Annotated in this window: 21 protein-coding genes; 5 read left to right on the top strand and 16 right to left on the bottom strand. The window is 70.9% G+C overall.

What is annotated here, in order from left to right:
- Positions 1-5 precede the first annotated feature (5 nt).
- Entirely contained in the window at positions 6-1,886 is a 1,881-nt protein-coding gene (glmS, locus tag GA707_RS13185) for a glutamine--fructose-6-phosphate transaminase (isomerizing) (protein WP_152178905.1), read from the bottom strand.
- A gap of 34 nt (positions 1,887-1,920) precedes the next feature.
- Between glmS and coaA the strand changes: the two genes are divergently transcribed.
- On the top strand, positions 1,921-2,877 hold the full coding sequence (gene coaA, locus GA707_RS13180) for a type I pantothenate kinase (RefSeq protein ID WP_152179028.1): 957 nt from the start codon (positions 1,921-1,923) through the stop codon (positions 2,875-2,877).
- Between the two features lie 121 nt (positions 2,878-2,998).
- Here coaA and GA707_RS13175 read toward each other — a convergent pair whose 3' ends face one another.
- The 3 genes from GA707_RS13175 to GA707_RS13165 form a co-directional block, all read right to left on the bottom strand.
- Positions 2,999-3,676 carry a hypothetical protein gene (locus tag GA707_RS13175; protein WP_226963780.1) on the bottom strand — a complete coding sequence of 226 codons (678 nt, stop codon included), beginning with the start codon at positions 3,674-3,676 and terminating at the stop codon, positions 2,999-3,001.
- Between the two features lie 249 nt (positions 3,677-3,925).
- Positions 3,926-5,209 (bottom strand): PhoH family protein, encoded by a 1,284-nt coding sequence (locus tag GA707_RS13170; protein ID WP_226963799.1) that lies wholly within the window; start codon positions 5,207-5,209, stop codon positions 3,926-3,928.
- Between the two features lie 205 nt (positions 5,210-5,414).
- On the bottom strand, positions 5,415-6,176 hold the full coding sequence (locus GA707_RS13165) for an isoprenyl transferase (RefSeq protein WP_152178903.1): 762 nt from the start codon (positions 6,174-6,176) through the stop codon (positions 5,415-5,417).
- 171 nt (positions 6,177-6,347) lie between these two features.
- On the opposite strand from GA707_RS13165, the gene GA707_RS13160 reads away from it, so the two are divergent.
- Positions 6,348-7,085 carry a hemolysin III family protein gene (locus GA707_RS13160; protein ID WP_152178902.1) on the top strand — a complete coding sequence of 246 codons (738 nt, stop codon included), beginning with the start codon at positions 6,348-6,350 and terminating at the stop codon, positions 7,083-7,085.
- Positions 7,086-7,106: 21 nt separating this feature from the next.
- Here GA707_RS13160 and GA707_RS20905 read toward each other — a convergent pair whose 3' ends face one another.
- Positions 7,107-7,508 (bottom strand): hypothetical protein, encoded by a 402-nt coding sequence (locus tag GA707_RS20905; protein WP_193315331.1) that lies wholly within the window; start codon positions 7,506-7,508, stop codon positions 7,107-7,109.
- Positions 7,496-8,479, bottom strand: a complete 984-nt coding sequence (gene mca / locus GA707_RS13150; RefSeq protein ID WP_226963779.1) for a mycothiol conjugate amidase Mca — start codon at positions 8,477-8,479, stop codon at positions 7,496-7,498. Before mca ends, GA707_RS20905 begins: the two co-directional genes overlap by 13 nt.
- 78 nt (positions 8,480-8,557) lie before the next feature.
- Between mca and GA707_RS13145 the strand changes: the two genes are divergently transcribed.
- Positions 8,558-8,947 (top strand): DUF4307 domain-containing protein, encoded by a 390-nt coding sequence (locus GA707_RS13145; protein WP_193315330.1) that lies wholly within the window; start codon positions 8,558-8,560, stop codon positions 8,945-8,947.
- 203 nt (positions 8,948-9,150) lie between these two features.
- Positions 9,151-9,636: a transcription elongation factor GreA gene (gene greA / locus GA707_RS13140; RefSeq protein WP_152178898.1), complete on the top strand. Its 486-nt coding sequence runs from the start codon at positions 9,151-9,153 to the stop codon at positions 9,634-9,636.
- Between the two features lie 165 nt (positions 9,637-9,801).
- Here greA and GA707_RS13135 read toward each other — a convergent pair whose 3' ends face one another.
- Genes GA707_RS13135 through GA707_RS13095 form a run of 9 tightly spaced genes read right to left on the bottom strand, consistent with a single transcriptional unit; the run spans position 9,802 to position 18,424 of the window.
- Positions 9,802-10,377, bottom strand: coding sequence for a hypothetical protein (locus tag GA707_RS13135; RefSeq protein ID WP_226963778.1), 576 nt, complete (start codon positions 10,375-10,377; stop codon positions 9,802-9,804).
- Positions 10,374-11,300, bottom strand: a complete 927-nt coding sequence (locus GA707_RS13130; protein ID WP_226963777.1) for a GNAT family N-acetyltransferase — start codon at positions 11,298-11,300, stop codon at positions 10,374-10,376. Before GA707_RS13130 ends, GA707_RS13135 begins: the two co-directional genes overlap by 4 nt.
- Positions 11,301-11,352: 52 nt before the next feature.
- On the bottom strand, positions 11,353-12,147 hold the full coding sequence (locus GA707_RS13125; protein ID WP_152178897.1) for an ABC transporter permease: 795 nt from the start codon (positions 12,145-12,147) through the stop codon (positions 11,353-11,355).
- Positions 12,144-13,124 carry an ATP-binding cassette domain-containing protein gene (locus GA707_RS13120; RefSeq protein WP_152178896.1) on the bottom strand — a complete coding sequence of 327 codons (981 nt, stop codon included), beginning with the start codon at positions 13,122-13,124 and terminating at the stop codon, positions 12,144-12,146. Before GA707_RS13120 ends, GA707_RS13125 begins: the two co-directional genes overlap by 4 nt.
- A gap of 51 nt (positions 13,125-13,175) precedes the next feature.
- On the bottom strand, positions 13,176-14,414 hold the full coding sequence (ilvA, locus tag GA707_RS13115; protein ID WP_152178895.1) for a threonine ammonia-lyase: 1,239 nt from the start codon (positions 14,412-14,414) through the stop codon (positions 13,176-13,178).
- Positions 14,415-14,416: 2 nt separating this feature from the next.
- Positions 14,417-14,836 carry a VOC family protein gene (locus tag GA707_RS13110; protein ID WP_152178894.1) on the bottom strand — a complete coding sequence of 140 codons (420 nt, stop codon included), beginning with the start codon at positions 14,834-14,836 and terminating at the stop codon, positions 14,417-14,419.
- A gap of 9 nt (positions 14,837-14,845) precedes the next feature.
- Positions 14,846-16,159 (bottom strand): glutamate mutase L, encoded by a 1,314-nt coding sequence (locus GA707_RS13105; RefSeq protein WP_152178893.1) that lies wholly within the window; start codon positions 16,157-16,159, stop codon positions 14,846-14,848.
- 16 nt (positions 16,160-16,175) lie between these two features.
- Positions 16,176-17,384, bottom strand: coding sequence for a cystathionine gamma-synthase (locus GA707_RS13100; RefSeq protein ID WP_152178892.1), 1,209 nt, complete (start codon positions 17,382-17,384; stop codon positions 16,176-16,178).
- Between the two features lie 20 nt (positions 17,385-17,404).
- Positions 17,405-18,424 (bottom strand): GNAT family N-acetyltransferase, encoded by a 1,020-nt coding sequence (locus GA707_RS13095; RefSeq protein WP_152178891.1) that lies wholly within the window; start codon positions 18,422-18,424, stop codon positions 17,405-17,407.
- A gap of 37 nt (positions 18,425-18,461) precedes the next feature.
- On the opposite strand from GA707_RS13095, the gene msrA reads away from it, so the two are divergent.
- A complete protein-coding gene (gene msrA, locus GA707_RS13090; RefSeq protein ID WP_226963776.1) occupies positions 18,462-19,148 on the top strand; it encodes a peptide-methionine (S)-S-oxide reductase MsrA in 687 nt (228 codons plus the stop codon).
- A 158-nt stretch (positions 19,149-19,306) separates the two neighbouring features.
- Here msrA and GA707_RS13085 read toward each other — a convergent pair whose 3' ends face one another.
- The gene (locus GA707_RS13085; RefSeq protein ID WP_152178890.1) at positions 19,307-19,579 is read right to left on the bottom strand and encodes a hypothetical protein; all 273 of its coding nucleotides are present in this window, start codon (positions 19,577-19,579) and stop codon (positions 19,307-19,309) included.
- Between the last annotated feature and the right edge of the window lie 7 nt (positions 19,580-19,586).

The raw sequence follows: 19,586 nt of genomic DNA, 5'->3' as shown, positions 1-19,586 counted from the left end.
GGCGGTCACTCGACGGTGACGGACTTCGCGAGGTTCCGCGGCTGGTCGACGTCGAGGCCTTTGGCCGAGGCCAGGTGCAGCGCGAAGACCTGGAGCGGCACGATGGTCAGCAGCGGCATGAGCAGGGGCAGCGACGCAGGGACCCGGATGACCTCGTCCGCGAACGGCACGACGTCCTCGTCGCCGTCCTCGGCGATGACGAGGGTGCGCGCCCCACGCGCGCGGATCTCCTGGATGTTGGAGACGACCTTCTTGTGCAGGTCGTGCGGAGTCGCGGTTCCCGGCGCGATGACGAAGACCGGCTGGCCTGGCTCGATGAGGGCGATCGGGCCGTGCTTGAGCTCCCCCGCCGCGAAGCCCTCGGCGTGGATGTAGGCGATCTCCTTGAGCTTGAGCGCACCCTCGAGCGCGATCGGGTAGCCGACGTGCCGGCCGAGGAAGAGCACCGACCGGGTGTCCGCCATGAATCGCGCGATCTCGATGACGCGCTCCATGCGGTCGAGCACCGTCTGGATCTTGTCCGGCAGCCCGCGCAGCTCGCGCATGACCGCTTGGGCCTCGTCCGCATACGTGCCGCCGCGCAGCTGCGCCAGATAGAGGCCGAGGATGTATGCGGCGGTGATCTGGGCGGTGAAGCCCTTCGTGGAGGCGACGGCCACCTCCGGACCGGCGTGGGTGTAGAGGACCGCGTCGGACTCGCGGGGGATGGTCGAGCCATGGGTGTTGCAGATCGACAGCGTCAGGGCCCCGAGCTCGCGGGCGTGCTTGACGGCCATGAGCGTGTCCATCGTCTCGCCGGACTGGCTGATGGAGACCACGAGAGTGCGCTCGTCGGCGATCGGGTCGCTGTAGCGGAACTCGTGGGCCAGGGCGACCTCGACCGGGATCCGGGTCCAGTGCTCGATCGCGTACTTGGCGACCATGCCGGAGTATGCGGCGGTCCCGCAGGCGACCATGACGATGCGGTCGACGCGGCTGAGCTGCTCCTCGGAGATGCGCATGTCGTCGAGGACGAGGCGCCCCTCCTCGTCGGTCCGGCCGAGGAGGGTGTCGGCGACGGCGTGCGGCTGCTCGTAGATCTCCTTCTCCATGAAGGTCTCGTAGCCGCCCTTCTCGGCGGCGGCGGCGTCCCACGTGACCTCGTACGCATTGCCCTGCGCCGGGGAGCCGTCGAAGCCGATGACCTCGTAGCCGTCCGGGGTGATCGTGACGATCTGGTCCTGGCCCAGCTCGACGGCATGGCGGGTGTAGCCGATGAAGGCGGCCACGTCGCTGCCGAGGTAATTCTCCCCGTCGCCGACACCGACGACGAGCGGGCTGTTGCGGCGGGCACCGACCACGGTCCCGGGGCTGTCGGCGTGGACCGCGAGGAGGGTGAAGGCGCCCTCGAGTCGGCCCACGACCGCGCGCATGGCCTCGGTCAGGTCGCCGAGCCGGTCGTACTCCCGTCCGACGAGCTTGGCCGCGACCTCGGTGTCGGTCTCCGAGTCGAAGTCGACCCCCTCGGCGAGCAGCTCCTTCTTCAGGGCGTGGAAGTTCTCGATGATGCCGTTGTGGATGAGCGCCAGCCGGTCTCCGTCGCCGCCGCGGTGCGGGTGGGCGTTGCCGTCGGTGGGCCCGCCGTGGGTCGCCCACCGGGTGTGGCCGATCGCGGTGCGCGAGGGCGCCATCTCCCGCGCGTAGAGGGCGCCGCGGAGGTTCTCGAGCTTGCCGGCCCGCTTCTCGCTCTGGACACCGTTGCCGGCGCCGTTCTGGGCGGCCTCGGTGACGAGTGCGACCCCGGCGGAATCGTAGCCGCGGTACTCGAGACGGGCCAGTCCCTCCATGACCACCTGGAGGGCCTTGTCATCGGTGCTCGGCCCGACATATCCGACGATTCCACACATGGCGGACAGCCTACTGCCCCCCACGTGCGCAAGAATGCTGGCCGTGCCCGTCCCAGAGCTGCCCTCCCCCTACCTCAACTTCGGCCGGGACGAGTGGGCCCGACTGCGCGACGAGCACCCCATGAACCTCACCGCCGACGAGGTGGCGCGGGTCAGAGGTCTGGGAGAACGCGTCGACGTCCGCGAGGTCGAGGAGGTCTATCTGCCGCTCTCGCGCCTGCTCAGCTTCTACGTCCGAGCGGTGCGAGGGCTGCACGAGGTGACCGGGGCCTTCCTCGGTGAGCGCGACGTCAAGATGCCGTTCGTCATCGGGGTGGCGGGCTCGGTCGCGGTCGGCAAGTCGACGACGGCGCGCATCCTGCAGGAGCTGCTCCTGCGCTGGCCCGACACGCCCCGCGTCTCACTCGTCACGACCGACGGCTTCCTCTATCCCAACGCCGAGCTCGAGCGGCGAGGACTCCTGGAACGTAAGGGCTTTCCGGAATCGTATGACCGACGCTCACTGCTGCGTTTCGTCGCCCAGGTCAAGTCCGGGATGGAGGTCGTCGAGGCGCCGGTGTACTCCCACCTGACCTACGACATCGTCCCCGGCGAAGCGATCGAGGTGCGGCGCCCGGACGTCCTCATCGTCGAGGGCCTCAACGTGCTCCAGCCGCCGGCCACCCGTCCGGACGGGTCACGGACCGGTGCGATCTCGGACTACTTCGACTTCTCGGTGTACGTCGACGCCGATGTCGCCCAGATCCGGACGTGGTACATCAGCCGCTTCCTGCGTCTGCGCGAGACGGCGTTCGCCGACCCGCAGTCCTACTTCCATCGGTATGCGACGCTTACCGACGACGAGGCCCGCGCCACGGCGGCGGGGATCTGGGGCCGGATCAACGAGCCCAACCTCGTCGAGAACGTCGAGCCCACGCGGGACCGCGCCACCCTCGTCCTGACCAAGGGCGCCGACCATTCGGTGTCCCGGATCGCGCTTCGCAAGCTCTGAGGCCGCGGCTCGGTCGCCGACCGCTCGCACTTTCCCTCCGCGGGAGAGAACATGGCGCCTCGGGAAAGAACCGTTGTCTCCCTAAGTGGACGTTTCCTGCTCAGGGAGAGAAAGCCGTGTCTCAGTACCAGTGCGGGTTCTGGGCGTTCCAGAAGTCGAGGGCGTTGCAGGGGGTGCCGTATGACAGCTTGATGTAGTTCAGACCCCAGCGGATCTGGGTGACCGGGTTCGTCTTCCAGTCCGGGCCTTCCTCGGCCATCTTGTCGGCAGGGAGGGACTGGGGGATGCCGTAGGCCCCGGACGACGGGTTCTCGACCCACCAGCGCCAGTCCGACTCCCCCATCCACAGCGTCTGCAGACAGCCCCACTGATCCGTCCCGAAGCCGTACTCGGGCATGAGGTACTGCGCCGCCTGCTGGGGGTTCTCCTGGGCGGCCTCCACCTCGAGGGCTGCGGCCTTGCGCTCGGCCTCCTGCTGCTCGGCCCGCTCGCGGGCGACCCGCTCGGCCTCCTCCTTGCGCGCCAGCGCCTCCGCCTCCGCCCTCTCCGCGGTCTCGGCCTCGATCTTCTCGCGCGCCTCGGCCCGGGAGGCGTTCATTCCGGCTCGCTCGCCGGCGAGTCGCGCGGCGTCCTGGGCGAGCGTGGCGGTGACCTCGGCGGACTGCGACACGGCGTTCGGGCTGAGGGTCAGGGTGACGGTCCCGGGTGCGGTCGAGGAGCCCGCCGCCATGGCGGTCGTGGTCGTCGCCGCGACGATCGCCATGGAGAGCGCGGCCGGCTTGGACGCGGCGAGGCGCAACCGCGCCGGCCCTCGGGTCCCTGAGCGAGCGGCGTGACGGCCGCTGCGCGTGGCGCCTGCGTCGGCGGGCGCGTGAGGACGGCCGCGGGGAGCGGCGTGGCGCGCGGAATGACGCCCGTGGTAACGACCCATGGGTGGGGGGACTCCTGAGAGGGACAGCTGAGGCAGGGGGGACGGCCTCGTTATCAAATCGAGACCTTCTTCTCAGGATTCTAGAGCACCCCGTTGACGAGGTGAAATCGGGTCGGGCTACGGCTCGTATCCCTCGAGGAGATCGGTGACCAGGGCGGCGATCGGGCTGCGTTCGCTGCGGGTCAGCGTCACGTGCGCGAAGAGCGGGTGACCTTTCAGCTTCTCGATGACCGCGGCGACGCCGTCGTGCCGGCCGACCCGCAGGTTGTCCCGCTGCGCGACGTCGTGCGTGAGCACGACCTTGGAGTTCTGACCTACCCGGGAGAGGACGGTGAGGAGGACGTTGCGCTCGAGCGACTGGGCCTCGTCGACGACGACGAAGGCGTCGTGCAGGGATCTGCCCCGGATGTGTGTGAGGGGAAGTACCTCGAGCATCCCGCGGTCGAGGACCTCCTCGACCACCTCACCGCTCACCACCGCCCCCAGGGTGTCGAACACGGCCTGGGCCCATGGGCCCATCTTCTCGTTCTCCGTGCCCGGCAGGTAGCCGAGCTCCTGGCCGCCCACCGCATACAGGGGTCGGAAGACGATCACCCTGCGGTGCTGGCGACGCTCCATCACCGCCTCCAGGCCGGCGCAGAGCGCCAGAGCGCTCTTGCCCGTGCCGGCGCGACCGCCCAGGCTGACGATGCCCACATCGGGGTCGAGGAGCAGGTCGAGGGCGATCCGCTGCTCGGCCGAGCGGCCGTGCAGCCCGAACGCGTCCCGGTCGCCTCGCACGAGCCGGATCTGCTTGTCCGGACCGACCCGCCCCAGCCCCGAGCCGCGGGGCGAGAGCAGACGCAACCCGGTGTGGCAGGGCAGCTCGGCGGCGCCGACGTGCTCGACCCGACCGTGGTCGTAGAGCGAGTCCATCTCCTCGGTCGTCACGTCCAGCTCCACGACACCGGTCCACCCCGAGTCGACCGCGAGCTCGGCGCGGTACTCCTCAGCCGCGAGCCCGACCGCCGACGCCTTGACCCGCATCGGGAGGTCCTTGCTCACGACCGTGACCCTGCGCCCCTCGTCCGAGAGGTTCTTCGCGACGGCGAGGATGCGGGTGTCGTTGTCCCCCAGCCGGAACCCGGCGGGCAGTGCCTGCGGATCGGTGTGGTTGAGCTCGACCCGGAGCGTGCCCCCGTCCTCTCCCACCGGCACCGGCGCGTCCAGACGACCGTGCTCCACGCGCAGCTCGTCGAGCAGACGCAGCGCCTGCCGGGCGAAGTAGCCGAGCTCGGGGTGGTGCCGCTTGCCCTCCAGCTCGGTCACGACCACGACGGGGAGCACGACCTCGTGCTCCTTGAAACGGAACAGCGCACGCGGGTCGGAGAGCAGGACCGAGGTGTCCAGGATGTAGGTCACAGGCTCGTCCGGAGCGCCAGCCTCCGGATCGAGCGAGTGCGGAAGGAGGCTGGTCGACGGACGAGAGGACAAGGCGGGGACTCCTGCCTGAAGTCGGCGTCGCGGGGTGCGGCGCGTTATCGCGACGCTAGCCGCCGTCCCGGACTCGGCCCGTGAACGACTTCGGTGTGTCGCCCATCACTGCGATGAACGGTCGATGACGAGGTCAGCCGCCGTAGCGGCGATGCCGGTCGCCGTAGGCACGCAGAGCGCGCAGGAAGTCGACTCGGCGGAAGTCGGGCCAGTACGCCTCACAGAAGTAGAACTCGGTGTGCGCGCTCTGCCACATCAAGAACCCAGACAGCCGTTGCTCGCCCGAGGTGCGGATGACGAGGTCGGGGTCAGGTTGGCCCTTCGTGTAGAGGTACTCGGAGATGTGCTCGACGTCGAGGATCTCGGCGAGCTCCTCGATCGACGTGCCCTGGTCCGCGTGGTCACGCAACAGCGCCCTGACCGCGTCCGCGATCTCGCGACGCCCGCCGTACCCGACGGCGATGTTGACGAGCAGGCCGTCGACCCCGGCCGTCGCCTCCGCGGCCTCGCGCAGTCGCTGCACGGTCGGCTCCGGCAGCAGCTCCAGGGCGCCGACCGGGTTGATCCGCCAGCGCCCGGTGCCGGCGAGCTCGGAGACGACGTCTTCGATGATGCCGAGGAGGGTCTCGAGCTCGTCGGGGTCGCGCGCGAGGTTGTCGGTCGACAGCAGCCACAGGGTCACCACCTCGACCCCGACCTCCTCGCACCAGGTGAGGAGGTTGGCGATGTTGTCGGCGCCCGCCCGGTGCCCCTCGGCGGAGTCGGCCCCGCGCATTCTGGCCCAGCGCCTGTTGCCGTCGAGCATGACTCCGACGTGTCGCGGCAGCGGCTTGTCACGCAGCTGACGGAACAGACGCCGCTCGTACGCGGAATAGATCGGGTTGCCGACGGCCATGACACCTCCTCGCGGTGGTCACCGACGATCCGGGGAACCCGGGCGCGGGCGGGGACGCGCCGACGCGGACCCAACGCTACCCCCCGGTCGTCGCGGATCAGCCGAGCGACCGACGGAGATCGCACGGCGTCCGACTAGGAGAACCTACGCATCCGTAGGTACCGTTGAGCCGTGCACGACCCACGCCGCGAGCGGACGTTGGAGGGCCTGCGCGACAGCGTCGAGGACGCTGTCGGGGAGGGGCGCAAGGCTGCCCACGAGTTCGCGGCGGCGGTCAAGCCCAAGCTGCGCGGCTGGCTGCACGCCGGAATGGCGCCGATCGCCCTGGTCGCCGGGATCGTCCTGGTCGTGTTCGCCCCGAGCCAGAACGGCCGGATCACGGCCGCGGTCTTCACCCTGACGGCCTTCCTGCTGTTCTTCACCTCCGCGGTCTACCACCGCGGCAGCTGGTCCCCTCGGGTCGCCGACGTGCTCAAGCGGCTGGACCACAGCAACATCTTCCTCATCATCGCCGGCAGCTACACACCCTTCGCGCTGCTCCTCCCCCGCAGCCAGGCGATCTCGATGCTCCTGATCGTCTGGATCGGAGCGATCGTCGGAGTCGGCTTCCGCGTCCTGTGGGTGGGGGCGCCCCGGTGGCTCTACGTCCCGATCTACGTGGCCCTGGGCTGGGTCGCCGTCTTCTACCTCGGTCCGCTGTGGACCTACGGCGGCACCGCCGTGCTGAGCCTCATCGTCACCGGCGGTCTGCTGTACACCCTCGGTGCCGTCGTCTACGGCCTGAAGCGCCCCAACCCCTCACCCCGGTGGTTCGGGTTCCACGAGATCTTCCACGCCCTGACGATCCTCGCGTTCGTCGCGCACTACGTCGCCGCGACGATCGTCCTGCACCGCGACGCGGTGGTGTAGAACGCGGTGGTGTAGGCCCGCTCAGGCGGTGCGCCCGCCCCGCTCGTCAGGCGGCGATGCATCGCTCGGTCCGTCGGTCGGGTCCGCAGAGTCGGTATGCGGTGGTCCGCTCTCCTCGTCACCCGCCTCACCGTCGGCACCGGCAGGGCGACCGCGGCCGCGGGCGGAGAGGTCGGGCACGGTCGGCCCGGAGGCGGCGGTGCCCTCATCCGGTTCGCGGGCCTCACGCTCGGCCGCCTCGCGCTCCCTCTCCCGGTAGGACATCCGCCGCAGCCGGGCGTTCATGTTCTTGAGCAGGAAGTACAGGGCCACGGCCATGAACGCGAAGACGATGAACGAGCCGAGGCCGGGCATCGAGTTGTCCGACGGGGTGTCGGGCGTGCCGACCCCCGGGAGGAGAAGGGGCACCATCACCAGGGCCATGGAACGTCGGACTCCTTCCGCCCGTCGAGGGCGATGGTCAGCTCACCGGACGTGGCGAGCGCGTCGGCCTCGGCGACCGTGCCGAGTCCAGCGAACAGGTCTTCCTCCACCTCGCCGAGCGGGCCGTCGGGGACGCCGCCCGACGCTGCGGTGACGGGAACGAAGCTCAGGGCGCACTCGAAGTCGTCCGTCGGCCAGATCTCGGCCTGCGTCTCGCGCGGGACCTTGAACCAGGCGCCGTCGGGATCGATCTGGGTGGCGTGCGCGAGGAGCGCGCGGTCGCGGGTCTCGAAGTGCTCGCCGCACTGGATCCGCGTGGTCACCGGGCGGTCGGGGCGGTCCCACCGCTCCAGCCACTCTTCGTAGGGACTCTCCTCCCCGAGGGCGAGGAGCGCTTCGTGGAAGGCGGCGATCCGGGCCTTGGAGAAGCTGGCGTTGTAGTACACCTTGAGCGGCTGCCACGGCGTTCCCGCGTGCGGGAACTGGTCAGTGTCGCCGGCAGCCTCGACGGCCGCCATCGTCACCCGGTGGGTCATGATGTGGTCCGGATGGGGGTACCCGCCGTTCTCGTCATAGGTCGTGACGACGTGCGGCCGGAAGCGCCGGATCTCGCGGACCAGTGCCTCGGTCGTGACGTTGAGGGGCTCGAGGGCGAAGCATCCCGGCGGCAGCGCCGGAAGGGGGTCACCCTCGGGCAGACCTGAGTCGACGAAGCCGAGCCAGACGTGGTCGACACCGAGGATCTCCTGGGCGGCCTTCATCTCGTCGCGGCGCACCTGGACGAGGTCGCGCTGGATGTGGGGGTCGTCCGCCAGCCGCGGGTTGAGCACGTCGCCGCGCTCACCCCCCGTGCACGAGACCACGAGGACGTCGTGGCCCTCGGCGACGTACTTGGCCATCATCGCCGCCCCCTTGCTCGACTCGTCGTCGGGGTGGGCGTGCACGCACATCAGGCGGAACTTCTCGGCCACGGGGGTGGAAATCCTTCGTCGGGGGTGGGTCACGGGGGTCGGTCATCGACCGCCCCTATCGTGACGGACAATAAGGGAGTGAGTCGAACGGACGCCCCGCCCAGCACCCGTCGCTGGGTCGTCATCGGGACCGTTCTGATCACGGCGTTCACCGCGCTCATCGTCGCATTGGGCGTCTACCTCCAGCAGGACCGGGTCACCGCGACGGTCACGAACTACGGCGTCGTCGACGACCGGACGGTCGTGGTCGGCTTCGACGTGCGCCGCCCGGAGGGCGCCGCGGTGGTCTGCCGCGTGCAGGCGATCTCGGTCGACTTCGCCGCCGTCGGCACCGTCGACGTGACGATCCCGGCGGACGAGGCCGACGGCGCCCGCGTCGTGCACCGCGACGTCACGGTGCGCACGACGACCAGGGCGAACACCGGGACCGTACAGAACTGCGTCCTCGAGGGCGCTCGCAGCCAGTAGTGCTCGACAGTACGGTCGCACGTAGTGGTCACAGACACGATCGTCGCGTAGACTGGTCGTTTCACCTGCTGACTCGAGGGTCTGGGTTGCCGGCGACACTCGTCGCCACCGTGCACCCAGACCTTCCGCTTTGACCAGGCCCGTCGACCGGGCCCGATGATCACGAGGACCGGCGAGAAGGGCTCGCCGCACAAGGAGCTGACATGACCGAGACGTCCACGACGTTCCTCACCCAGGAGGCGTACGACCGCCTCAAGGAGGAGCTCGACTACCTGTCGAACGAGGGCCGCACGGAGATCGCGAAGAAGATCGAGGCCGCGCGCCTCGAGGGGGACCTGCGCGAGAACGGCGGCTACCACGCGGCCAAGGAGGAGCAGGGCAAGATGGAGGCCCGCATCCGCCAGGTCACCCAGCTCCTCGAGAGCGCGACCGTCGGCGAGGCACCGCCGGACGACGGCGTCGTCGAGCCGGGCATGGTCGTCACCGTCGAGATGTTCGGCGACGAGGAGACCTTCCTCATGGGCAGCCGCGAGATCGGCGAGCACACCGAGCTGACCGTCTACAGCGAGAAGTCCGCCATGGGCTCGGCCATCAACGGCCGCAAGGTCGGCGAGACCGTCACCTACACGGCCCCCAACGGCAAGGACATCGACGTCAAGATCCTGCACGCCAAGCCCTACACCGGCTGACCGGCGCGGATCCGACCTTTCTCTCCCCAGGAGAGAAAGGTCGCCTTCCGGAGACAACGGTTCCCTCCGCAAGCGCGAGGTTCCCCCTCAAGCGGCGCCCCGGACCTGTGGTTCGGGGCGCCGCTGCCGTATGCGGTGGCCACCTTCGCCCGGAAGCAGCCCTCGTCAGCGGAGCCGGTCGAGCAGGAGGCGCAGCGGCTCGGGCAGCTCGTCGGGGGTCAGCTCGGCGGTCAGTTCGGCGGCGAGCAGCTCCTTGCGCCCGGACGCCACCCCGGCGAACCGGTGCAGCTGCTCGTGCAGCGGCCGGTCCCGCCACGCGGGCTGTTGGGCGAGCGCGTCGAGCTTGCCCCGCAGTCCCAGCCGGTCCAGGACACCGAGCACGCGGGGGATGCCGAGCGCCCGGAGCAGCTCGTCCTCCAGGTCCTCCACGCAGACGAAGAAGCCGGCCGACGGCAGGTCGCTGGCGTCCCGCACCCAGTGGCCGGTGGACTCGAGAGCGGACTCGACGAAGCGCGTCTCGCCGACGTCGCACATTCCGAGCACGTGCTCAGCGTCGGGTCCCTCTCCGCCGCACGCTTCGTGAGTCAGCGCGACGAGGTGGCTCCGAATGTTCGTGATGCCACCCAGGTCGACCAACCGGACGTCGGACAGGTCCACCTCCGCCACATCGGCCGCGGCCCGTACCGCGGCGATGTCGCTGCGCCCCTCGAGGAGGACCACCGGAGCGTCGCCGACACTCACTCCGTCGATATCCCGCGGTTGACCCACGTCTGGGTCACGACCATGCCGACCTTCTCGTAGAGCCCGAGCGCGCCGGTGCGAGAGTCGGTGGAGAGCCCACACGTGGGAGCGCCGTGCTCTCCCGCCAGTCGGAACGCGTCGTCGAGGAGCGCCTGAGCCAGACCCCGGCCGCGCCGGTCGCGCTGCACGGCGAGCTGCTGGACGTAGCCCTCGGTGATCTCGCCCGCCTCGCTCCGGGCCATGATGAGCACTGCGGCACCGACGACCTCACCCGACGGGTCGACGGCCACTCGCAGCTGCCAGGGCTGCATACCCGGTCGCCGCAGGATGCCGGCCTCGAAGTCCTCGTACGGCTCCGGGTCGCGGTCGGACCACTCGAGGAACGCCTCGTCCACGACGGCGTGCAGGGCGCGGTACTCGTCCGGCCGGGCCTCGCGCACGACGTATCCGTGCGGCAGCGGCCGGTCCGGGATCTGCGCATCTGGCGGCAGCTGCAGCACCCACGAGGTCCACCGCACCTCGAAGCCCAGAGCCTCGAGGAGCCTGTCACCGCTGCCGCCTTTCGGCACCGGCATCCCGATGACCCGGGCGCCCAGCTCGCGAGAGCGATGCTGCAGCCACTGCGCCAGAGCCGTGCCGATCCCCCGCCCGTGCCAGTCCGGATGCACGGCCGCGTCGCCGAAGCCCCGTCGGGACGCCTCGGCGTAGCCGACCAGCCGGTCGCCGTCGAATACCCCTATCGTCACGGCCGGCACGTCGACGCTCGGCTGCTGCCAGTCGGCGACGATGTCGGCCTCCTCGATCTCCGCCGCCCCGATCTCGGCGCGCTGCAGCGCGGCCATCACCTCGTAGACGGCCCGAGCGTCCGCAGCCGTCAGCGGGCGGGCGGTCAGGTCAGGGGGTAGCGCGTCGATGATGTCCACGAGCAGCCATCCAAGCGCCGCGAGCCGGTCGACGCCACCCGATATCCAGGTGTCAGCGGCTCACGGCTCCGCGGTACCGGCGGAGCGCGAGCGGCGCGAACACGGCGACCGCGGCGACGGCCCACATCAACGTGTAGATGATCGGGTTCTGCAGCGCCCACGTGGTGGGCTCCGGAGCTCCGGGCGGAATGTTGCCGAACAGCTCACGGGCAGCCTGGGTCACCGAGGAGACAGGGTTCCACTCGGCGAAGATGCGCAGCGGGGTGGGCAGCTGCTCCGACTGCACGAAGGTGTTCGCGATGAACGTCAGCGGGAAGATGACGATGAACGAGGCGTTCGCCACGATCTCGGGCGAGCGAACCCTCAACCCGACGTAGGCCATCACCCAGGACAGGGAGTAGGCGAAGACGAGCAGGAGCGCGAAGCCCAGGAGTGCCTCACCGAGTGAGGTGCGCACGCGCCACCCGATCGCCAGACCGGTCAGGGCCATGACGATGAGCACGAGCACGTTGTTGAGCAGGTCGGAAAAGGTCCGTCCGGCGAGTACGGCGGACTCGGACATAGGCAGGGTGCGGAACCGGTCGATGATGCCCTTCTGCATGTCCTCGGCCAGTGCCGTCCCGGTGATCGTCGAGCCGAACACGACGGTCTGGGCGAAGATCCCCGCGATGAGGAACTCGCGGTAGCTGGACCCGGGGATGTCGATCGCAGCGCCGAAGACGAAGCCGAAGAGCAGGATGAACATGATCGGCTGGAAGGTCGTGAAGACCAGCAGCTCGGGGATCCGTTTGATCTTGATCAGGTTGCGCCGCGCGATGACGACCGCGTCCGGGAAGAAGGTGTTCACCGGACGACCTCCTGCTCCCCCTCGGTCGGTTGCTCCGCCGCGGTCTCGCGGCCGGTCAGTGAGAGGAAGGCGTCATCGAGGGTGGGTCGGCGCAGGCCGATGTCGGACACCTCGATGCCGGCGCCGTCGAGCAGGCGGATCGCCTCGACGAGCGGGGCGGTGCCGACCGCGCACGGCACGGTCAGGTGGCGGGTATGCGCGTCGACCGTGATCTCTCCGGTCGCCACCGTGGCGAGCAGCTCACGCGCCCGGCCGAGCTCGGCGGGGTCGGTGACGACGACTTCGAGCCGCTCCCCGCCGACCATCGTCTTCAGGTCGTCCGCGGTGCCCTCGGCGATGACCCGGCCGTGGTCGACGACGATGATGTTGTCGGCCAGCTGGTCGGCCTCCTCGAGGTACTGCGTCGTCAGGAGCAGGGTCGCGCCGTCAGCGACGAGCGAGCGGATCACGTCCCACATGTCGCCTCGGCTGCGCGGGTCGAGTCCGGTGGTCGGCTCGTCGAGGAACAGCACCGGCGGACGGGCGACGAGCGCCCCGGCGAGGTCGAGGCGGCGGCGCATTCCGCCGGAGTACGTCTTGGCGGGACGGTCGGCTGCGTCGACCAGGTCGAACTGCTCGAGCAGCTCCGCCGCCCTGGTGCGGGCCGAGTCGCCGCCGAGGTGGTAGAGCCGGCCGACCATCTCGAGGTTCTCACGTCCGGTGAGGTACTCGTCGACGGCCGCGTACTGGCCGCTCACGCCGATCCGGCGACGGACCTCGCGCGGCTCGGCGAGCACATCGATCCCCGCGACCTCAGCCCGGCCCGAGTCGGGTCGCAACAGCGTCGTGAGCACGCGGACGGTCGTGGTCTTGCCGGCGCCGTTGGGGCCGAGGACGCCGAGGACGCTGCCCTCCGGCACGGCGAGACTGAGCCCCGCGAGCGCGGTCACGTCGCCGTAGGTTTTGACGAGGTCCTCCGCGAGGACGGTCGTAGTCATGGCCGACATGGTCGCATTGCGCGCCGACAGCCCCAACCCGGATCCCCGGCTCTACTCCGGCCAGGCGTCACCCACGACGAGACGGTACCCACGCCCCCGCAGTGCCTCGACGACCTGCCCGCAGTGCTCGGCGCTCTTGGTCTCGAGCTCGAGGGCGATCTCGACCTCGTCGACCGAGAGGCTGGCGTTGGTGCGCACATGCTCGACCTCGAGGACGTTGGCGTCGGCCTCGGCGCAGTCCATGAGCAGCTGGGCGAGATTGCCGGGCTTGTCCGGGACCCGGGCCCGCAGCTGCAGGTAGCGCCCCGCCGCGGCCATGCCGTGCCGGATGATCCGGAGCATGAGCAGCGGATCGATGTTGCCGCCCGAGAGCACCGCGACGACCGGACCCTCCCAGCCGGCGCCCGGCGCCTCGAGGAGTCGCGCCACCGCTGCCCCGCCGGCCGGCTCGACGACGAGCTTGGACCGCTCGAGCAGGAACAGCAGGGACCTCGAGATGCTCTCCTCGGTCACCGTCTCCACCGTGTCGACGTGCCGCCGGACGATCTCGAACGGCACGTCGCCCGGCAGGCCGACGGCGATGCCGTCGGCCATCGTGTGCATGGAGGTGCAGGCGACGGGGTGCCCCGCGCGCAGCGAGGTCGGGTATGCGGCGGCCCCCTCCGCCTGGACCCCCACGATCCGCACGTCGGGCTTGAGCGCCTTGAGCACCACGGCGATGCCCGCGATGAGACCTCCCCCGCCGACCCCGACGACGACCGTGCGCACCTCAGGGCACTGCTCGAGGATCTCGAGGCCGCAGGAGCCCTGACCCGCGACGATGTCCTCGTGGTCGAAGGGGTGGACGTAGACCGCTCCGGTGCGCCGCGCATACTCTTGGGCGTGCGGCATCGCCTCGTCCAAGGTGAGGCCGACCTGCTCGACCTCGGCGCCGTATCCGCGCGTGGCGTTGACCTTCGGCATGGCCGCGCCGACCGGCATGTACACCTTGGCCCGGATGCCGAGCATCTGGGCGGCGAGCGCCACGCCCTGCGCGTGGTTGCCCGCACTGGCAGCGACGACACCGGCGGCCTTCTCCTGCGGGCTGAGCCGCGACAGCCGCGTGTACGCCCCGCGGAACTTGAACGACCCTGCGCGCTGGAGGTTCTCGCACTTGAGGAAGACGTCGGTGCCGACCCGGTCGCTCAGCCCGCGGCTGAACTTCAGCGGCGTCGGCCGCATCACCGCGTCGAGGCCATCGCGCGCGGCGAGGACGTCCTCGAGGGAGACGGTGGGCACGGGGTCGGGCATGCTCAGCCCTGCCGGACAAGGCAGAACGGGTGCCCTGCCGGGTCGATGTAGACCTTGAACGAGCCGTCCTCGGACGGCTGCTCGTCGGCCACACCGGCACCGAGCGCGAGCACCGCCGGCTCGGCCTTCTCGATGTCCTCGACCGCGAAGTCGAGGTGAAACTGCTGCGGGTGCGCCCCGCGGGGCCACGTCGGGGGGGCGTAGTCCTCGATGCGCTGGAAGCCGAGCGACGTGCGGCCGTCGGGCCGGTCGGGTCCGACGCCGCCCTCGGGGTGGCTCAGCACGACGAAGTCATCGTCGGCCCCGCCCTGGACGAGCCAACCCAGGACCGCGCCGTAGAACTCGGCGAGCGCGTGCGGGTCCGGACAGTCGATGACGACGAGGTCGAGGAGCGGACGGACGTCGGCGGTGTCGTCGGGCATGGGATCACTCTAGGCCCGAGGTCCGACGACGCGACCCGCCAGCGAGCGGGCGGCGTCCGGGTGGGCCTCGGCGAGCAGCCCGACGGCGAACAGCAGGTATGCGGTGTCCACCGCCACCTGCGCGCCCTCCGGCACGCGCCACCCACCCCCGTGGTCCGTCGTCACCGCACGCACGACGTCCAGGGCGGCGTCGGGCTCGTTGTGTCGCAGGACCCCTCCGGAGCCGATGACGAGCCCCACGTCGGCGAGCGGCCGCGGCGCCTCGCTCGGCGTGGCGGGACGACCGTGCCGCCGGGCCGCGACGACGGCGGCGATGCGGGCGAGCGCGAGGTCGAGCGACACCTCGGCGGCGCCGCGCGGGAGGTGACCGGGGTCGGCGGCGGCGGCCAGCGCATACGCCTCCAGGGCTTCCGGAACCGATAGGCGCTCCCTGGCGGCCGCCTCGACCACACCGGGGGCGGACCAGCGCATCCCGAGGTCGGCCTCGACGGTCCGCTCCTGCCAGAGGTGCCCGACGACGTCGCGGTGGATCTCGGCGTCCTCGCCCTGCGGCACGAGGGCGGAGTAGACGTCGGTCGTCGCTCCTCCGACGTCGACGACGATGACGTCGCCGACCACGCCGGCGAGCACCTCGACGCCGGTGAGGACGGCGTCCGGCGTGGCGGCCCGCACCATACGCGCGAACTCGGGGCCGCGGGAGAGCCCCTTGCCCCCGATGACGTGCTCGAGGAACACGGTGCGGATCGCGGCCCGCGCCGAGTCCGGGTCGATGACGCCGATCCGCGGCACGACGTTGTCGGCGAGGACGAAGCGGCGACCGGCGCAGTCGAGCACCGCGGCGACCTCGTCGCGTGCGTCGGCGTTGCCGGCCGCGACGATCGGAACGGTGATGCGGGCGCGGGCCAACCGGGTCGCGTTGTGCAGCAGCACGTCCGCGTTGCCGCCGTCGGTGCCCCCGACGAGCAGGATGATGTCGGGCCGCCTCGCCCGCAGCGCGGCCAGACCCGCGCGGTCGAGCTCTCCGGCAGCGACGTGCACGACGCGCGCGCCGGCGGACAGACCCACCCGGTGGCCGGCCTCACCGGTCACCTCCCGCTCGTAGCCGACGACGGCCAGCCGCAGCCCGCCTCCGGCGCTCGAGCAGACGAGCGTGTCCGACGGCTCGACCGGCAGGCGTCCTCGCAGGGTCGCGATCCCCTCGAGGACGTCGGTGCCCACCGTGGTGGGGGTCGCCCCGGAGTGCAGGAGCCGCCCGTCGGTCGGGTCGACGAGGACGCCCTTGGTGAAGGTGCTGCCGACGTCGACGCACCAGATGGCGCTCACGGAAGCTCGACCGGGCTCAGGTGAGGCGGTCCAGCGCCTGCCGCAGGTCGGCGATGAGGTCGTCGACGTCCTCGATGCCGACCGAGAGACGGATGAGGTCGCTCGGCACCTCGAGCGCCGTTCCGGCCACCGACGCGTGCGTCATCCGACCGGGGTGCTCGATGAGGGCCTCGACCCCACCGAGGGACTCGCCGAGGGTCCACAGCTCGGTCTCGGCGCAGACCTTGGTCGCGACGTCCTCGCCGCCCTTGACCTGGAACGAGATCATCCCGCCGAAGCGCGCCATCTGCCGGGCGGCGACGTCGTGGTTCGGGTGGCTCGGCAGCCCCGGGTAGTGCACCGCCGTGACCCCCGGGTGGCGCTGGAGGAACTCGACGATGGCCTCGGCGTTGTCGCAGTGCCGCTCCATGCGGACCGCGAGGGTCTTCAGGCCGCGCAGGACGAGCCAGGCGTCGAACGGCCCCGCGACCGCGCCCATCGCGTTCTGGTGGAACCCGACCCGCTCGGTGACGTCCTCGTCGCGCGCCGTCCGCAGACCTGCCTTGGTCACGATGAGGCCGCCGACGACGTCGCTGTGCCCGCCGGCGTACTTCGTCGCCGAGTGGGTGACGATGTCCGCGCCGAGTGCGAGCGGCTGCTGGAGGTAGGGCGAGGCGAAGGTGTTGTCGACGACCAGGAGTGCTCCGGCCTCGTGGGCGACCTCGGCGAGCGCGGAGATGTCGGCGATCCCGAGCAGCGGGTTGGTCGGTGTCTCGACCCAGACGACCTTCGTCTCCGGACGGATCGCGGCGCGCACCGACTCGACGTCGGCGATGGCCGCGATGTCGTGCTCGACGCCCCACGGCACGAGGACCTGGTTGAAGAGCCGGTAGGTGCCGCCGTAGGCATCGGAAGGCACGACGACGTGGTCGCCGGGTCGCAGCAACGCACGCAGCAGCGTGTCCTGGGCAGCGAGCCCGGAGGCGAACGCGAAGCCGCGCTCGCCGCCCTCGAGCGCGGCGATGCACTCCTCGAGCGCGGTGCGCGTGGGGTTGGCCGAGCGGCTGTACTCGTAGCCGCGCCGCAGGCCGCCGATGCCGTCCTGCTTGTACGTCGACACCTGGTAGATCGGGGGCACCACGGCGCCGGTGCTCGGGTCCGGTTCCTGTCCGGCGTGGATCGCGCGGGAGGAGAAGCCGAGGGCGGCGGTGGTGTCGGGTGCGGCGAGGTCGGGGTCGTCAGGCATACCGACGAGGGTAGGGGACGTCAGCGGCGCTTCTGCCACTCGCGCAGGAAGCCGCTCGTCACGTAGCCCATGGCGTCGTTGACCGCGAGCATGTGCGAGTTCTCGACGGCGTTCCACGTCCGCACCGTGCGCACCTCCGGGAACGCCTCGCGCAGCACCGGGACGTTGGCGAGCTTGAGCACGAGACCCAGCCCGTGACCGCGGTGCTCACGCAGGACGAGCGTGTCCTGGTGGTACGCCAGTCGCGGGCTCGCCGCCGGCACCTGGATCTCCGAGAACGCGACGACGCGGCCCGACCCGAGGTGGCGGGCGAAGGCGCCGACCCGCCCGCGGCCCATGGTCTCGAGTCGCGCGTCGAGGGCGCGAACCCGGTCCTCGTCCCAGTCCTCCTCGTCGATGTCGAGGTCGCCGAGCGGGGCGTCGGTCGACATCCGCCGGGCGAGCCAGGCGCGGTCGGTGAGGTCCGCCTCGGGCGGGGTGCCCACGTGGGTCTCCACCGCATACCCCTGCGGCGCGGGCGGGACCACCGGATCGGTGTCCGGAACGGGGTAGTCCGAACGGCGCACCGTCTGCGCCGGCGCGTAGCCGTGCCGGCGGGCGAAGTGTCCGCTCGGGTCCTCCTCAGCGGCGTCGGGCAACCACGCGGTGTCGGACATCAGACTCGTCCGCCCCTCCGCGAGCGCGATCCGCTCGACCGCCTCGAGGAGGCGGGTGCCGATCCCCCTGCGACGGTGGCCCGGCCGGACCGCCAGCTCGAGGTATGCGGCGTGCAGGTTGTCCCGTAGCGGCAGGATCAGCTCGACCGACCCGCAGAGGACGTGCCCGTCGAGCGCGGCGAGGCGGACCCGACGTTTGGTGAGGTCGGCATCGACGGCCCGCAGCTCGTCGGCGGTCCACGCGTCCGCGTCACCGAGGTCGTGCCGGGTCGCGTCGTGGAACACCTGCGCGAAGGCGTCGAAGCGGGCGTGCTCGACGGGGTCGGTCGCGGCGCCGTGGACCTCCACGATGGGCACCTGCTCGACGGACGGTTCGGCGGACATGGGAACAACCGTGCCAGGTCACGGAGTTGAACCGCACATGCTTTTCGGCAACGACCCCCTCACCACCTGGCTCCCCGGCGCCCGCGCCAAGTCCACCATGGTCTCGCGCGAGGACGCGCTTCCCGGACGCGAGCACCGCCTCTTCCCCGTCCCCGAGACGCACGAGGTGCTCGGCACCCCGCTCGAGGGTCCGTGGCCCGACGGAACCGAGGTGCTCTACGTCGCCATGGGGTGTTTCTGGGGCGTCGAGCGGATCTTCTGGCAGCTCCCGGGGGTCGTGACGACCGCCGCCGGCTACATGGGCGGCTTCACCCCGAACCCGACCTACGAGGAGTCCTGCACCGGCCGGACCGGACACGCCGAAGCGGTGCTCGTCGCCTACGACCCGACGCGGATCACGCCCGAGGAGCTGCTCGCGGCGTTCTGGGAGAACCACGACCCGACCCAGCGCAACCGGCAGGGCAACGACATCGGAACGGCATACCGCTCCGCGCTCTACTTCACCACGCCCGAGCAGGAGGCCGCGATCGAGGACACCCGCGAGCGCTTCCAGGGCGAGCTGAGCCGCAAGGGCTTCGGTGAGATCACGACCGAGATCGCACCGGCGGAGAAGGCCGGCCCGTTCTGGTACGCCGAGGACTACCACCAGCAGTACCTCCACAAGAACCCCGGCGGGTACTGCAACCACGGGCCGTACGGCTGCTCTCTGCCGCCGCGCGACTGACGACTCCACACGTCCTCGGCGGTTGACGATCACCGGCGCCGGAGCCCCGGCTTGACACCTGTGATCCGCCGATCACACCCGAAGTGCGACGTGGCACCTGCAATTGCGCGTGGCACGTCGGATTTCGGGTGCACTTCATGATGCTGGCGGCCCCCGGCTCAGGTCAGCGACGCGACCATGACGAGAATCAGCGCGACCAGCACGAGCCCGAAGCCGGTCAGGCGCGAGGTGCGACCGACCGGGTAGTGCGCCGAGGGCGACTGCGCGTCGAAGCCGTCCGCGCCGCCCACGTCCGAGGTGCCCGCCGGGCCGCCGAAGCCGCGCACGATCTCCTCGGACGGGCGCGCCGCCCGCTGCTGGAGGATGCCCACCACGACGAAGGCCACGCCGACGACGGCGAGCGCGATCGCGAGCCAGTGCAGAGGCTGCATGGCGAGG

The organism is Nostocoides sp. F2B08 (assembly GCF_009184895.1).
GTDB lineage: Bacteria > Actinomycetota > Actinomycetes > Actinomycetales > Dermatophilaceae > F2B08.
This window is presented reverse-complemented; position numbering and strand designations above follow the sequence as displayed.